The organism is Noviherbaspirillum aerium, from assembly GCF_008929045.1.
In the GTDB taxonomy this organism is placed as follows: domain Bacteria; phylum Pseudomonadota; class Gammaproteobacteria; order Burkholderiales; family Burkholderiaceae_D; genus Noviherbaspirillum; species Noviherbaspirillum aerium.
Genome location: NZ_VFAH01000008.1, coordinates 41,429 through 55,085, shown reverse-complemented (window position 1 = coordinate 55,085; position 13,657 = coordinate 41,429). Strand labels below are relative to the sequence as shown.

The window sequence follows — 13,657 nt, the reverse complement described above, 5'->3', positions numbered from 1 at the left end:
TCACTGAAGTCCCGCATGATAGCGGGTCAGGCGGGATTGGTCAATGGAACAATGCAATCAGTCGAGCTGGATCAAGCTTTTTCCAGATCGAATGCCTTGTGCAGTGCACGGACGGCCAGTTCCATGTACTTCTCGTCGATCAGTACGGAAATCTTGATTTCCGATGTGGAGATCATCTGGATGTTGATGCCCTCTTCCGACAAGGTGCGGAACATCTGCGATGCAATGCCCACATGGCTGCGCATGCCGACGCCGACCACGGATACCTTGGAGACCTTCGTATCGCCGACAATGCTTCCAGCGCCGATGTGCTCGCGCACGCTCTTGTTGAGAACATCCATGGCCTTTGCGTACTCGCCGCGAGGCACGGTGAAGGTGAAGTCGGTCTTGCCGTCAACGGACTGGTTCTGGATGATCATGTCGACTTCGATATTGGCATCCGCCACCGGACCGAGGATCTGGTAAGCAATGCCTGGCTTGTCCGGCACGCCCAGTACGGTGATCTTTGCTTCATCGCGGTTGAACGCGATACCGGAAATAACGGCTTGTTCCATGTGTGTATCTTCCTCAAACGAAATCAGTGTGCCGGAATTGGCTTCCTCTTCCAGCGGCATGAGCGGGTCGGTCAGCGACGACAGCACGCGCGTTGGAACCTTGTAGTTGCCGGCAAATTCGACCGAGCGGATCTGCAGCACCTTCGAGCCGAGCGAGGCCATCTCGAGCATCTCTTCGAAAGTGACGGTCTTGAGGCGGCGCGCTTCGGACACGACGCGCGGGTCGGTGGTGTAGACCCCGTCCACGTCGGTATAGATCAGGCATTCCTGCGCCTTCAGCGCGGCAGCGACCGCAACCGCGGAGGTATCGGAACCGCCACGGCCCAGCGTTGTGATATTGCCGCCCTCGTCCACACCCTGGAAGCCGGTGATGATGACGATCTTCCCTGCACCGAGATCCTTGCGCACGCGCTCGTCGTCGATCGACTGGATGCGGGCCTTGGTGAATGCGGAGTCGGTCTTGATCGGAACCTGCCAGCCGGCGTAGGAAACGGCCTGCTTGCCAATGGACTGCAGCGCCATGGACAGCAGTGCCACCGATACCTGCTCGCCGGTCGAGGCAAGCATGTCGAGCTCGCGCGGGTCCGGCTGCGGCATGATGTCTTTCGCAAGTGCGATCAGGCGGTTGGTTTCACCGGACATTGCGGAGGGCACCACAACGATTTGATGACCTGCGTCGTGCCATTTGGCGACGCGCTTGGCGACATTCTTGATGCGCTCGGTCGAGCCCATGGAAGTGCCGCCATATTTGTGGACGATTAAAGCCATAAGGTGGGAAAGATACGCTGAACGGAAAAAAGAAAATTTTGATAAAAATCAACCCTTTACTTTACCCGCTGCTCGTCGCAAAGGCAAGTCCGCGCCGTGGAAATAACGTTAATGAAATGAAAAAACCGTTGAAAATCCGGTCGATTTGGTGTGAAGGAGCTCAAGCCTGGTCCGGCACCCACCGCAACGCCATTCCGTTTTCCGATCCGGGGGCCTCGTCGTGCCAGTGCATGCCGATGCCGCCGGCATAGAGCATCCGTCCGCCTGCAGTAACGACGGGAAGGCGTTCCCGCTCCCAGTGCGGTATGCCGAGCGCCTGGTAGTGCTGCTTGAGCGAGCGCGTCGGCCGGTTCGCCCCCAGCTTGAGCCTGTCGCCCGCAAGGCGAAAACGCAGTTGCAGCGACTGTCCACGCAACCAGGCTGGATCAATCCCGTTAGACTTTTCTTCGAAATGCAGCGTGCCGCCGTAACGCTCGAACCGAAGCGACTCCTCGCCGCCCCATCGAAAATCGACGGCCGGCATTTCCAGATCCCTGTCATCAAAGCGGCGTGTGAGATGGATGCGGTCGCGGTGGCGGCGAATTTCTCCGTCCGCATGCGTGATGCGTATCCTCGCATCCTCCTTGGCGCTGAATAACTGGATGCGCATTTCATCGAGCCAGGCCGCTGCCGGCATGCGCAGTCCATGCGAGGCCAGCCAATATCGCAGCAGGTTGTTGCAGCGGTCGTCGCTGAATGCCTTGAGGGCAGACAGCCTGATGGCTTCACCTTCGGAGCAGCGTTCCAGGTCTTGGGCAGCCACTTCGTCGAGGATGCGCTGCGCAGCCTGCGCATGGGAGGCGGAACGCGCGATGCGCTCCTGATAGCCCTGGAAATGCTGCCCGATCACCGGCATCACCCGATGCCGCAACGCGTTGCGGGCATAACGCGGATCTGCGTTCGATTCGTCTTCGACATGATCGATGCCATGCATTGCCGCGTACTGTTCAAGCTGCGAGCGCGTGATGCCAAGCATGGGACGCCCCATGACCAGGTGCTCGTTGCCGAGCAGAGCCGGCGCCCTGTTCGCGGCATCCATGCCGGACAGGCCAGCCACGCCGGAACCTCGGAAGAGCTGGAGCAGCACCGTTTCCGCCTGGTCATCCTGGTGATGTCCGGTGATCAGGAGCGGAACGGCATGGCTTGCGCAGAGCGCTCCCAACGCGGCATAGCGTGCATTTCGCGCAGCTTGCTCGACACCATGCCTGCGAGCGCCGTCAAGGGTAATGCGGCGCGCCTCGAACGGCACGTCCAGTTGCGCGCATTGCTGTTCGCAGCGCTGCATCCAGTCGTCCGCATTCGGGCTCAAGCCATGGTGGACATGGAAGGCATGCAGACGGATGCCCCGGACTGCGGCATAGGCGTGTGCCAGATGCAGCAACACGGCGGAATCCAGACCTCCGCTGTAAGCCACGGCCATTGGCGACGACTTGCCGCCATGATCCGGCATCCATGCGGAAACGCGCGCCCGGATCGCTCCGAGCGCGCGTTCGAATTCCGCAACAAGACCGGCTTCAGATGATGAAGACTGCTTGTCGACCACGTTTATTCCGGCGAGGAGATTTCCTTGAATCGGCCATAGCTCATGAGCTTTTCATGACGCGCCGCCAGGAGATCCTTGGCTTTCACGCCCTGGAACTGGCGCAGCGAATCGGCCAGCGCGCGCTTGAGCATCACGGCCATCTGCTTGGGATCGCGATGCGCGCCGCCCAGAGGCTCGTTGACGATCTTGTCGATCAGGTTCATCGCCTTGAGACGATGCGCGGTGAGGCCGAGGGCATCGGCGGCATCCGCCGCGCGTTCGGACGTCTTCCAGAGAATCGATGCGCAGCCTTCGGGAGAAATCACCGAGTAGGTTGCATACTGCAGCATCAGCACGGCGTCGCCCACGGCGATCGCGAGCGCGCCGCCCGAGCCGCCTTCACCAATGATGGTGGCAATCAGCGGCACCTTCAGTTCGGCCATCACGTAAAGGTTGTGGCCGATGGCTTCGGACTGGCCTCGCTCTTCCGCATCGATGCCGGGAAACGCACCAGGCGTATCGACGAAGGTGAAGACGGGCAAGTTGAATTTTTCGGCAAGCTTCATCAGGCGCATCGCCTTGCGATAGCCTTCCGGCTTGGGCATGCCGAAGTTGCGCATGGCGCGTTCCTTGGTGTCACGCCCCTTCTGATGACCGATCACCATGCAGGCCTGGCCATTGAACCGCGCAAGTCCGCCAATGATGGACAGGTCGTCGGCATAGCTGCGGTCGCCATGAAGCTCATGGAAGTCGGTGAAGATTTCCCTCACATAGTCCATCGTGTACGGCCGTTGCGGATGACGGGCAATCTGCGATACCTGCCAGGGCGTCAGCTTGGCGTAGATGTCCTTGGTGAGTTGCTGGCTTTTCTTGGACAGGCGGTCGATCTCCTCCGAGATGTCGACTGCCGAGTCGTCCTGCACAAAGCGCAGCTCTTCGATTTTTCCTTCGAGTTCGGCAATGGGCTGCTCAAATCCAAGAAAAGTTGTTTTGCTCATCGTGCTTCCTTTATAACAACACGAGGTGAATGTGTAATGCCGCTATAGATTCGGGCCGAATCAAAAAGGCCGCTAGTAGACCACCGGCGTGGCGTCGGCGTCCAGGCTGCGCCACAGATACCAGGTTGCCACGGTGCGCCAGGGTTCCCAGTTGGCGGCGACTTCACGTACGTCGCTCCGGGACACCGGCTCGCCGGAAAAGTAATTGATACTGATGCCCTTGAGCAAGCCTGCGTCGTCCAGCGGCAAAATATTGGGACGGAGCAAATTAAATATCAAAAACATCTCCGCTGTCCAGCGTCCGATTCCCCGGATCTGTATCAGTTCCGAGATGACTTCCTCGTCCTCCATGTCCGCCCATTTGTCGGCATGCACCCTTTTTGCCTTGAAATGCTCGGCCAGATCCAGAACGTATTCCGCCTTGCGCTTCGACAGTCCGCAGGCGGCGAGCTTTTCCGGACCCGCCTTGATGACTTGCGCCGGCGTGCATTTCGGGCAGACTTCGAGAAAGCGCTGCCATACCGCCTCTGCCGCCTTGACCGAAATCTGCTGACTTACAATCGAACGCGCCAGGGTATTGAATGCCTCGCTGCGTCCGATGAGATGCATGTCGCCGAACTGCGGAATGAGCTTGCGCATGATCCGGTCGCGCTTCATCAGCTCTTCCTTGGCGTCATGCCAGTAGACGGGCACGCCCCCGCCCGCAGCCTGCAAAGAGGTTGTCATGCCGGTTAAGCCCTTCGCCACTCGGTAATGCCGCCCGGCTTGTCCTCGAGAACGATGCCGGCCGCAAGCAACTCGGCACGGATGCGGTCCGCATCGGCGAAATTCTTCGCTTTCTTGGCAGCCGCGCGCGCACCGATCTGCGCCGTGATCTGGTCTTCGGTCAATGCGCCTTCGCCGCCGGCCGCCGGCGCCTGCAGGAATTCCTGGGGCGAACGCTGCAACAGGCCGACGATCCCGGCCAGCGCCTTGAGCTGGCGCGCCAGTGCCGCGGAACGCGTCTTGTTGACCTCATTGGCAAGATCGAACAGCACCGAGATTGCGATGGGCGTGTTGAAGTCGTCGTTCATCGCCTCCGCAAAGCGCTGCGCATGAAGGTCTTCGCGATCAAGCGGCTTGCCGTCGTCAGCCACATCCTTGAGCGCGGTATACAGCCTGGTCAGCGCATGCCTCGCATCATCGAGATGCGCGTCGGAGTAGTTGAGCGGGCTGCGGTAATGGGCGCGCAGGATGAAGAAGCGCACCACTTCGGCGTCGTACTTCTTCAGCACGTCCCTGATGGTGAAGAAGTTGCCGAGCGATTTCGACATCTTTTCATTGTCGACGCGGATGAATCCGTTATGCATCCAGTAATTGACGAAGGCATGCTGGTGCGCGCCTTCAGACTGGGCGATCTCGTTTTCATGATGGGGGAACTGCAGGTCTTCGCCGCCGCCGTGTATGTCGAATTGCTCGCCGAGCAGTTCATTGCTCATGGCGGAGCATTCGATATGCCAGCCGGGACGGCCCCTGCCCCATTTCGAATCCCATTTCACCTCGTCCGGTTCCGACTCCTTCGACGCCTTCCAGAGGACGAAGTCGAGCGGGTCGCGCTTGCCGGTGTTGAGTTCGACACGCTCGCCTGCCCGCAGGTCGTCGAGCGACTTGCCGGACAACTTGCCGTAGCCCTGGAAATCGCGGACCGAATAATTGACGTCGCCGTCGGTGGCCTTGTAGGCAAGGCCGCGCGCTTCAAGCTTTTCGATCAGGCCGAGCATCTGCGGCACATAGGCGGTTGCCCGGGGTTCATGATCCGGCTTCTGGACGCCGAGCGCCGTGGCATCTTCATCCATTGCCTGTATGAAGCGGGATGTCAGCTGTGAAATCGTTTCCTTGTTTTCCACTGCCCGCTTGATGATCTTGTCGTCGATATCGGTGATATTGCGCACGTAGGTCACCGCATACCCCGAGGAACGCAGCCAGCGCTGTACCATGTCGAAGACCACCATGACCCTCGCATGTCCAAGATGGCAGTAGTCGTAGACGGTCATGCCGCATACGTACATCCTTACCTTGCCTTCCTGCATCGGAACGAAAGTCTGCTTGTCGCGCGCGAGCGTGTTGTAGATCTTGAGGGCAGTCATGGGCGGTTTTCCGTTTCGGCTGGGGAGTAGCTGGCAAGGCGACTGGCTCGCCTGCACATGTCATCGCGCCCTGGCGCAAATGGCAATATGCAACAGCGCTGCCGAAACCCTTCTTCGATGCTTATTTTGATAAAATGCACAGTTTCGCCGCAGTATAACATTGATGCCTTGCCGTTCCGGAAAGCCATTCTGGCGATCCGGAGACGAGGGTCATGGAAGATACACAATCGGAATTTTCCTGTAAAGAGAAAAGGAAACAGCTATGCCTTCTTCACGCCGATATTTCATTCGATTGCTTGCCGCTCTGTCCATTGCCGGCGCATCGCATGTGGCATTTGCCGCGGAAAATCCGCAGGTGGCGCTGAAAACCAGCATGGGCAGCATCGTGCTGGAACTCTATCCCGAGAAGGCTCCCAAATCGGTTGCCAATTTTCTTGAATATGTGAAGAGCGGCCATTACAGCGGCACCATCTTCCATCGCGTCATGGACGGCTTCATGATCCAGGGCGGCGGCTTCGACAAGGCGATGTCGCAAAAGCCCACCAGGGCGCCCATCGAAAACGAAGCGAAGAACGGCCTGAAGAACGAAGCCTATACCGTCGCCATGGCGCGCACTTCGGATCCGCATTCGGCAACGGCGCAGTTCTTCATCAACGTCAACAGCAACGCCTTCCTCGACTATCCGAGCCGTGACGGCTGGGGTTATGCCGTCTTCGGAAAAGTCATCAAGGGCACCGAGGTCGTCGACAAGATCAAGACGGTCGACGTCACCAGCAACGGCATGCATGCGAACGTTCCGGCAAAACCGGTTGTCATCGAGTCAGCATCCATCGTCAAGTAAGCCAAGCAAAGTCAAGCAAGATCAGGCAAAACCACTTTCATAAAGGAATATCATGGCTGTCCTCCTCACCACCAATCACGGCAAGATCAAGATCGAACTCGATGCCGCCAAGGCACCGAAGACCGTTGAGAATTTCCTTGCGTACGTGCGCTCCGGCCACTACAACGGCACCATCTTTCATCGCGTCATCGACGGCTTCATGATTCAGGGCGGCGGCTTCGAGCCCGGCATGACGCAGAAGCCGACCAACGATCCGGTCGAAAATGAAGCGAAGAACGGCCTGAAGAACGAGCCCTACACTCTCGCCATGGCGCGCACGTCGGCACCGCATTCGGCCTCCGCGCAATTCTTCATCAACGTGAAGAACAACAGCTTCCTCGACTACCCCGGACAGGATGGCTGGGGCTACTGCGTATTCGGCAAGGTTGTCGAAGGCACCGATGTGGTCGACAAGATCAAGTCGGTGAAGACGACCCGTACCGGCATGTTTGCCGACGTGCCCGTCGAGGACGTCGTCATCGAAAAGGCAGAAGAGGTTTGAGCGGCACGTCGGATCACTCCGGCACCGACCTGAATAAACCATGATGACTTCATCAGCAAAAGCGCAATCGGCCCCGGTTGCGCTTTTTGTTTCTGACGTCCACCTGCAGCCCGGGCTGCCGTGTACGACAGATGCCTTTCTACTCTTTCTACGGCAGCAGGCGCCGCGGGCGCAGCAGCTCTTCCTGCTGGGCGACCTGTTTGAATACTGGGCGGGCGACGACGATCTCGATACGCCGTACCTGCTGCAGATTGCCGGAGCATTGCGCGAGGTCAGCCATGCGGGTGTTCAGCTTTACTGGATCGCCGGCAATCGGGATTTCCTGGTTGGCCAGGGCTTTGCCGACGAGACCGGTGCCCGGCTGCTGCAGGAACCTTATCTGACCGAGATCGCGGGACAATCCATCGTGCTGTTGCACGGAGATGCGCAATGCACCGATGACCACGGCTACATGCAGTTCCGCGCAATGGTGAGGCAGCTGGAATGGCAGCAACAGTTCCTGGCGATGCCGCTTGCCCAGCGCAAGTCGATCATCGATGGCATGCGCACCGGCAGCAAGGATGCGCAGCGCAATAAGTCCTACGAAATCACGGACGTGAATCCTGAGGCCATCGACGCCGTATTTGCCGGGACCGGCGCGAGATTGATGATTCATGGGCATACGCACCGTCCTGCGGTGCATCACCATGCGGTCGAGGGAACGGCCAGGACAAGATATGTCCTGCCTGACTGGGATTGCGATTCCGGATCGCCGCGCGGCGGATGGCTGGAAATCCGAGAGGACGGCAGCATCCATGGTTTCGGAGTCCAGGACCTGGCGTCGCGCTCCTGAACGAAACTGCGGCGAACGAGCGATCCGGACCTGGCGTGCCAGGGTGATGGGCGAGGCGGCGCAATTCACTGATGCCGCACGAGCGAAGATTTCCGTTCACTCGAACTGCTTGCGAAACTCCTGGAATTGCGCGGTCAGGCTTTCAACCTGGCCGCGCAACTGCGCAACTTCGGCTTCCAGCTGAGAGATCCTGTCCTGTCTTGGCGTTTCCACCTGCGCGGAAAAACTGGCCGCTGATTCATGGCGTGCCAGCACTTCCTCGCCCGAGAGCAGGTGCGCATAACGTGTTTCCTTGGTGCCCGGCGCACGGGCAAGACGGGCCACTACCGGCGGGTATTTGTCGATCAGGAATTGCAGCGCGGTTTCCACGTCCGCGACAGTGGCGAACTCGTGCAACCGGCCCGTGCGCACGCGAATTTCGCCGGCGGTCTGTACGCCGCGCAGCATCAGGATGGTCAACACCGCGAGCTTGTCCTGCTCAAGAGACCATTTCATCCGCATCCGGTGCTCGTACTTGGCTACGCGGCCGCCGGCCTGCCTGACTTCCGACACCAGCTTCTTCTGCATCAGCCGCTGCAGCACGTCCTGCACCGTGTCTTCGGAAATCGACATCACCGGGTCGCGGCTCGACAGCTGATTGCAGCCGTTCGTCAGCGCGTTCAGCGACAGCGGATAGTTATCCGGTGTCAGCGCCTCCTTTTCCGCCAATACCGCGAGGACTCGGGTTTCATAGGCATCAAGCAGTTCCGCGCCATCCCGCTGCGCCTGTACGTTGTCGGTGTTCTCTGTCACGGCGTTACCTTCATTCGACTAATTTGTTCAACTGGGCCGGATCAATGCGTCCGGTCTCTGCGACCTGCTCGCAATCCACGCCGGCCTTCTTCAGCGCTGCAATCAGCGTCTGCATCTGCTGATCCCGGGCGGCTGCATGATCGATCAGCTTGTGCAAGGCGGTCGCGAGAGGATCCTCTCCGCTGGTCAAGGTGACGCCATACGCGGCAAAAACCCGGGCGGTCGCTTCCTCCATCTGCCTGCCGGCATCCTTTTGCACGATATGCGCAGGATTGCCGACCGCTGTGGCTCCCGCCGGCACTTCCTTCACCACGACGGCATTCGAACCGACCTTGGCGCCGTCGCCCACGGTAAAGCCGCCCAGCACCTTCGCCCCCGCGCCGATGATGACAGCTCTTCCGAGGGTTGGGTGACGCTTCGCTCCCTTGCTGAGCGAGGTGCCGCCCAATGTCACGCCCTGGTAAATGGTACAGTCATCGCCGATCACCGCAGTTTCGCCGATCACCACGCCAAAGCCGTGGTCAATGAATACTCTTCGCCCTATTGTTGCTCCGGGATGAATTTCGATCGCCGTGAACCAGCGCGCCAGATGGGAAATGAACCGGCCCAGCCACTTCAACTCGTGGCGCCAGCACCAGCTTGCCCAGCGATGCATGGCGATTGCATGCAGGCCGGGATAGCAGGTCAGCACTTCCCACGAGGTACGCGCGGCCGGATCGCGTTCGATGATACTGGCAATGTCTTCGCGTAGACGGTTGAACATGGAACGGCAGTAATGGAAAAGACTCAAGCTAAAAAAGGCACGCCGCCATCACGGGCGGCGCACAGGCGCGAAACCAAAACAAGCGGCCCGAGGCCTAGGCTGTGTTTGATCAGCGTTGCGAGCGGTTCAGATTGGCGCCGAGGAGCGCACGCGTACGCAGGGTACGAGTACCGCAGGCGCCAATCCGGATCGCGCAGCAGCTTGTCAAACACAGCCTAGAGCGGATTGCAGGTGAATGGTCGGTCGCTTCGGCTTGCCCTGGGCACATGGCTGCGTTGTTCGTCGCTTGTGTGGCCCGCCACGCTGCGCTCCTTGCGCCTTGCCCTGCATCCCGGGGCAAACCGATTCTTCCATACATCCACATGCAATCCGCTCTAGTGATACGAGTTGACAATTTGCCGGCCGAACAATGGACCAGAATCACGCCGGTACCGCAGCGACAATGCGCGCCAGGCCCCGGCCCTGCTGTGCTTTTTCCCCTGTCTCAGCATGATTTCGCGGCATCCGCCGATGACAAATCGGCAAACCGGCAAACTTTCAACTCACATCACTAGCCCGCGACCAGCCGCTGGCGTCGCGCTTCGTACAGGCACACGCCGGAAGCGACCGATACATTCAGGCTTTCCACCGCGCCATGCATCGGGATGCTGACCAGCACGTCGCAGTTCTCTCGCGTCAGCCTGCGCATTCCCTCGCCTTCCGAACCCATCACCAGTGCGGTCGGCGCGACGAAGTCCGCTTCATACAAGCCTTTGTCGGCATCGTCTGTGGTTCCGATGACCCAGATCTCACGCTCCTTCAATTCGCGCAGCGTCCGTGCCAGATTGGTAACGGTAATGTAGGGAACCGTATCCGCCGCGCCGCTGGCGACCTTGGCGGCCGTTGCATTCAATCCCACGGCACGGTCCTTGGGCGCAATGACGGCATGAGCCCCAGCGCCGTCGGCCACCCGCAGGCATGCTCCGAGGTTATGAGGATCAGTCACGCCGTCGAGAATCAGCAGCAGCGGCGGTCCTTCGATCACATCCAGAAGTTCGTCCAGGTTACGGGCAAGCGACAGTTCGCCGGCCTTTGCCACCACGCCCTGATGGCGCCGCGTGCCGACCATGCCGTCCAGGCGCTGATCATCCGCATGGATGATCCTTACCTTCGCATCTTCGGCTGCTCGCAGCAGTTCCTGCATGCGCCGGTCATGCCGGGTGGCGTCGACATAAATCTCTTCGATCGAAGAGGCATCGTGACGCATTCTGGACGTGACGGCATGAAAGCCGAAAATCATTTTACTTTTCATTGTTATCTTTTCTTCTTGCCCGACTTTGCCGCGGTGCGGCCGCCTCGTGCGGTTTTGCTTGAGGTACTCGATGTTTTCGAGACTTTCCCCCTGCCAGCGCCAGTTGTCTTCGTCTTGACGGCGGCCGGCTTGGCCTTCGCGGCTTTTTTCGGCGCCCTTTCCTTGCCCTGATCCTGTTCGGCCCGGCGCGCCTCGTTTTTGATCGTGGTGCGGATATCGGGCTCGTTGACGAGTCGCAGGTCGATCTTGCGCGCATCGAGGTCCACCCGGCTGACCTGCACGGTGACGCGGTCGGTCAGCTGATAGCGGATGCCGGTGCGCTCGCCCCTGAGTTCGTGACGCACTTCGTCATACTGGAAGTAATCCGCGCCCAGTTCGGTGACATGCACCAGACCTTCGATGAACAAGGCATCAAGCTGCACGAAGATGCCAAAGGGCGTGACGCCGGAAATCGTACCGGTGAATTCCTCGCCCAGCTTGTCACGAACGAAATAGCATTTCAGCCAGGCCTCGACATCGCGGGACGCCTCATCGGCGCGCCGTTCATTCGCCGAACAATGGATTCCCAGCGCTTCCCATACCGCCAGGTCGCCTTCCTTCTTTTTCTTTCCTTCAGCCTTGTCCTGCGCCGCCATCCTGCGTGCCGCGGGCGACAGCATGGTGTTGAGCTGGCTGGTCTCGATGCCCTTGGGTTCGTAGCGCTTCCCTTGCAGGATCGCCTTGATGGCGCGATGAGTCAGCAGATCCGGGTAGCGGCGTATCGGGCTGGTGAAGTGTGCATAGGCTTCATACGCAAGTCCGAAATGCCCGATATTGTCGGGACTGTACACCGCCTGCTGCATGGACCGGAGCAGCATGGTCTGCAGCAGAACCGCATCCGGGCGCAGCTTGATCTTGGGTATGAGTTCCGCATAGTCCGATGCGGCCGGGGTATCGCCGCCGCCGAGATGCAGACCCATCTGCTTGAGGAAGGTGCGGACCTGGTTCAGTTTCTCCTTCGACGGCCCCGCATGGACGCGATATACGCCGGGATGCTTGTGACGGGCCAGCAGATCGGCGGCGCACACGTTTACGGCCAGCATGCATTCCTCGATCACGCGGTGCGCGTCGTTGCGGGTACGCGGGATGATCTTCTCTATCTTCCCGGCAGCATTGCAGACGATATAGGTTTCCGTGGTTTCAAAGTCAATTGCGCCCCGTACCTGGCGCGCCTGCAGCAGCGCCTGGAAAACCTCGTAAAGGTTGAGAAGATGCGGCACCAGCTCCTGCCGCTTCGCCGCCTCCGGCCCGCGCGTATTGGCCAGCACGGCCGCGACTTCGGTATAGGTCAACCGCGCCGCCGAATGGATTACCGCCGGATAAAACTGATAGGCCTTGATCTCTCCCTTGGCGCTTATCACGGCATCGCATACGAGCGTCAGGCGGTCTACCGCCGGATTCAGCGAGCAAAGCCCATTCGACAGTTTCTCCGGCAGCATGGGAATCACGCGGCGCGGGAAATAGACCGAGGTGCTGCGCTCCAGCGCATCCTTGTCGAGCGCATCGTTGGGCTTGACGTAATGGCTGACATCCGCGATTGCCACCAGCAGGCGGAAGCCCTTGCTGCGCCCGATCTTGATCGGTTCGCAATACACCGCGTCATCGAAATCCCGGGCATCCTCGCCGTCGATCGTCACCAGCGGGATGTCGCGCAGATCAACGCGATCGGCCAGGTCCGCGGCGCGTACCTCGCCGGGCAGTTTCGCTGCGAGCTTCTTCGCCGCCTCGGAAAATTCGTGCGGAACGCCATACTTGCGTACCGCGATCTCGATCTCCATGCCGGGGTCGTCGATATCGCCGAGGATTTCGACTATCCTGCCCACCGGCTGGGTATAGCGGGAAGGCTGTTCAACGAGTTCCACGCTGACGACCTGCCCGGTCTTGGCCTGGCCCGGCGTGCCGTGCAGCAGAATGTCCTGACCGATGCGCTTGTCTTCCGGCGCAACCACCCAGACGCCATTCTCGTTGAGAAGGCGTCCGATGATATGGCTGTTCGCCCGCTCGATGACCTCGACGATCGTCCCTTCCGGACGACCACGGCGGTCAGTGCCGACGATGCGGATCTGCACGCGGTCTCCATGCAGGACCTTCTGCATTTCCTTTTCAGGCAGGAAGATGTCGTCGCCGCCGTCATCCGGCGCGAGAAAGCCATAGCCTTCCCGATGGCCGAGAACACGCCCTTCGATGAAGTTGGGTTGATGCGCAAGCTGGTAATGCCCGTTGCGATTGGGCTTGATCTGCCCGTCACGTTCCATGGCATTCAGCCGCCGCGTCAGGCCCTCGATTTCTTCGGACGTGACGTTAAGCGCTGTCGCAATGGATTGCAGATCCTGCGGGCTCGATGCCGTGCGCAATATGCCGAGAATCTCCTCCCGGCTGGGGATGGTGTAGGAAAATTGGCTCAAATGGGTACTTCAGTTCATTGTTAGATTATTTAGAGAGTAAGTGTAACGGAGTCGTCTGGTATTTACCTAACACGCTTTGATTTTGCTTCCGCGCCGAAGCCGAATTGACATATTCCATTTTTCAGCTATACTTTCGGTCTTTCGCA

12 protein-coding genes are annotated in these 13,657 nt (G+C 59.6%); 3 read left to right on the top strand and 9 right to left on the bottom strand.

Annotation, left to right across the window (positions count from 1 at the left end):
- Positions 1-71: 71 nt before the first annotated feature.
- The 5 genes from FH061_RS13370 to cysS all read right to left on the bottom strand — a co-directional run bounded on the left by FH061_RS13370 (position 72) and on the right by cysS (position 6,007).
- Positions 72-1,322, bottom strand: a complete 1,251-nt coding sequence (locus FH061_RS13370) for an aspartate kinase (protein WP_151636331.1) — start codon at positions 1,320-1,322, stop codon at positions 72-74.
- A gap of 160 nt (positions 1,323-1,482) precedes the next feature.
- The gene (tilS, locus tag FH061_RS13365) at positions 1,483-2,904 is read right to left on the bottom strand and encodes a tRNA lysidine(34) synthetase TilS (protein WP_225984652.1); all 1,422 of its coding nucleotides are present in this window, start codon (positions 2,902-2,904) and stop codon (positions 1,483-1,485) included.
- A 2-nt stretch (positions 2,905-2,906) separates the two neighbouring features.
- Entirely contained in the window at positions 2,907-3,881 is a 975-nt protein-coding gene (locus FH061_RS13360) for an acetyl-CoA carboxylase carboxyltransferase subunit alpha (RefSeq protein ID WP_151636330.1), read from the bottom strand.
- Between the two features lie 72 nt (positions 3,882-3,953).
- On the bottom strand, positions 3,954-4,607 hold the full coding sequence (locus tag FH061_RS13355; RefSeq protein WP_151636329.1) for a DNA-3-methyladenine glycosylase family protein: 654 nt from the start codon (positions 4,605-4,607) through the stop codon (positions 3,954-3,956).
- Between the two features lie 5 nt (positions 4,608-4,612).
- A complete protein-coding gene (gene cysS / locus FH061_RS13350; RefSeq protein WP_151636328.1) occupies positions 4,613-6,007 on the bottom strand; it encodes a cysteine--tRNA ligase in 1,395 nt (464 codons plus the stop codon).
- 262 nt (positions 6,008-6,269) lie between these two features.
- On the opposite strand from cysS, the gene FH061_RS13345 reads away from it, so the two are divergent.
- From FH061_RS13345 to FH061_RS13335, 3 genes are read left to right on the top strand one after another with little or no spacing between them, the layout of a single operon-like run.
- A complete protein-coding gene (locus tag FH061_RS13345) occupies positions 6,270-6,848 on the top strand; it encodes a peptidylprolyl isomerase (RefSeq protein WP_151636327.1) in 579 nt (192 codons plus the stop codon).
- Between the two features lie 52 nt (positions 6,849-6,900).
- Positions 6,901-7,389 carry a peptidylprolyl isomerase gene (locus FH061_RS13340; protein ID WP_151636326.1) on the top strand — a complete coding sequence of 163 codons (489 nt, stop codon included), beginning with the start codon at positions 6,901-6,903 and terminating at the stop codon, positions 7,387-7,389.
- Between the two features lie 43 nt (positions 7,390-7,432).
- Positions 7,433-8,221 carry a UDP-2,3-diacylglucosamine diphosphatase gene (locus FH061_RS13335; protein ID WP_151636498.1) on the top strand — a complete coding sequence of 263 codons (789 nt, stop codon included), beginning with the start codon at positions 7,433-7,435 and terminating at the stop codon, positions 8,219-8,221.
- Between the two features lie 96 nt (positions 8,222-8,317).
- Here FH061_RS13335 and FH061_RS13330 read toward each other — a convergent pair whose 3' ends face one another.
- The 4 genes from FH061_RS13330 to rnr form a co-directional block, all read right to left on the bottom strand.
- Positions 8,318-9,013 (bottom strand): YceH family protein, encoded by a 696-nt coding sequence (locus FH061_RS13330; protein ID WP_225984651.1) that lies wholly within the window; start codon positions 9,011-9,013, stop codon positions 8,318-8,320.
- A gap of 10 nt (positions 9,014-9,023) precedes the next feature.
- Positions 9,024-9,776, bottom strand: a complete 753-nt coding sequence (gene cysE, locus FH061_RS13325) for a serine O-acetyltransferase (protein WP_151636325.1) — start codon at positions 9,774-9,776, stop codon at positions 9,024-9,026.
- A gap of 550 nt (positions 9,777-10,326) precedes the next feature.
- Positions 10,327-11,067, bottom strand: a complete 741-nt coding sequence (gene rlmB / locus FH061_RS13320; protein WP_151636324.1) for a 23S rRNA (guanosine(2251)-2'-O)-methyltransferase RlmB — start codon at positions 11,065-11,067, stop codon at positions 10,327-10,329.
- Between the two features lie 2 nt (positions 11,068-11,069).
- Positions 11,070-13,511 (bottom strand): ribonuclease R, encoded by a 2,442-nt coding sequence (gene rnr / locus FH061_RS13315; protein ID WP_151636323.1) that lies wholly within the window; start codon positions 13,509-13,511, stop codon positions 11,070-11,072.
- Positions 13,512-13,657 lie beyond the last annotated feature (146 nt).

Bases quoted from the DNA above. Each gene is read 5' to 3' on its own strand.
- cysE (WP_151636325.1), bottom strand. From the start codon at position 9,776: ATGTTCAACCGTCTACGCGAAGACATTGCCAGTATCATCGAACGCGAT.
- FH061_RS13340 (WP_151636326.1), top strand. From the start codon at position 6,901: ATGGCTGTCCTCCTCACCACCAATCACGGCAAGATCAAGATCGAACTC.
- FH061_RS13345 (WP_151636327.1), top strand. From the start codon at position 6,270: ATGCCTTCTTCACGCCGATATTTCATTCGATTGCTTGCCGCTCTGTCC.
- FH061_RS13360 (WP_151636330.1), bottom strand. From the start codon at position 3,881: ATGAGCAAAACAACTTTTCTTGGATTTGAGCAGCCCATTGCCGAACTC.
- FH061_RS13355 (WP_151636329.1), bottom strand. From the start codon at position 4,607: ATGACAACCTCTTTGCAGGCTGCGGGCGGGGGCGTGCCCGTCTACTGG.
- cysS (WP_151636328.1), bottom strand. From the start codon at position 6,007: ATGACTGCCCTCAAGATCTACAACACGCTCGCGCGCGACAAGCAGACT.
- rlmB (WP_151636324.1), bottom strand. From the start codon at position 11,067: ATGAAAAGTAAAATGATTTTCGGCTTTCATGCCGTCACGTCCAGAATG.
- FH061_RS13370 (WP_151636331.1), bottom strand. From the start codon at position 1,322: ATGGCTTTAATCGTCCACAAATATGGCGGCACTTCCATGGGCTCGACC.
- FH061_RS13335 (WP_151636498.1), top strand. From the start codon at position 7,433: ATGACTTCATCAGCAAAAGCGCAATCGGCCCCGGTTGCGCTTTTTGTT.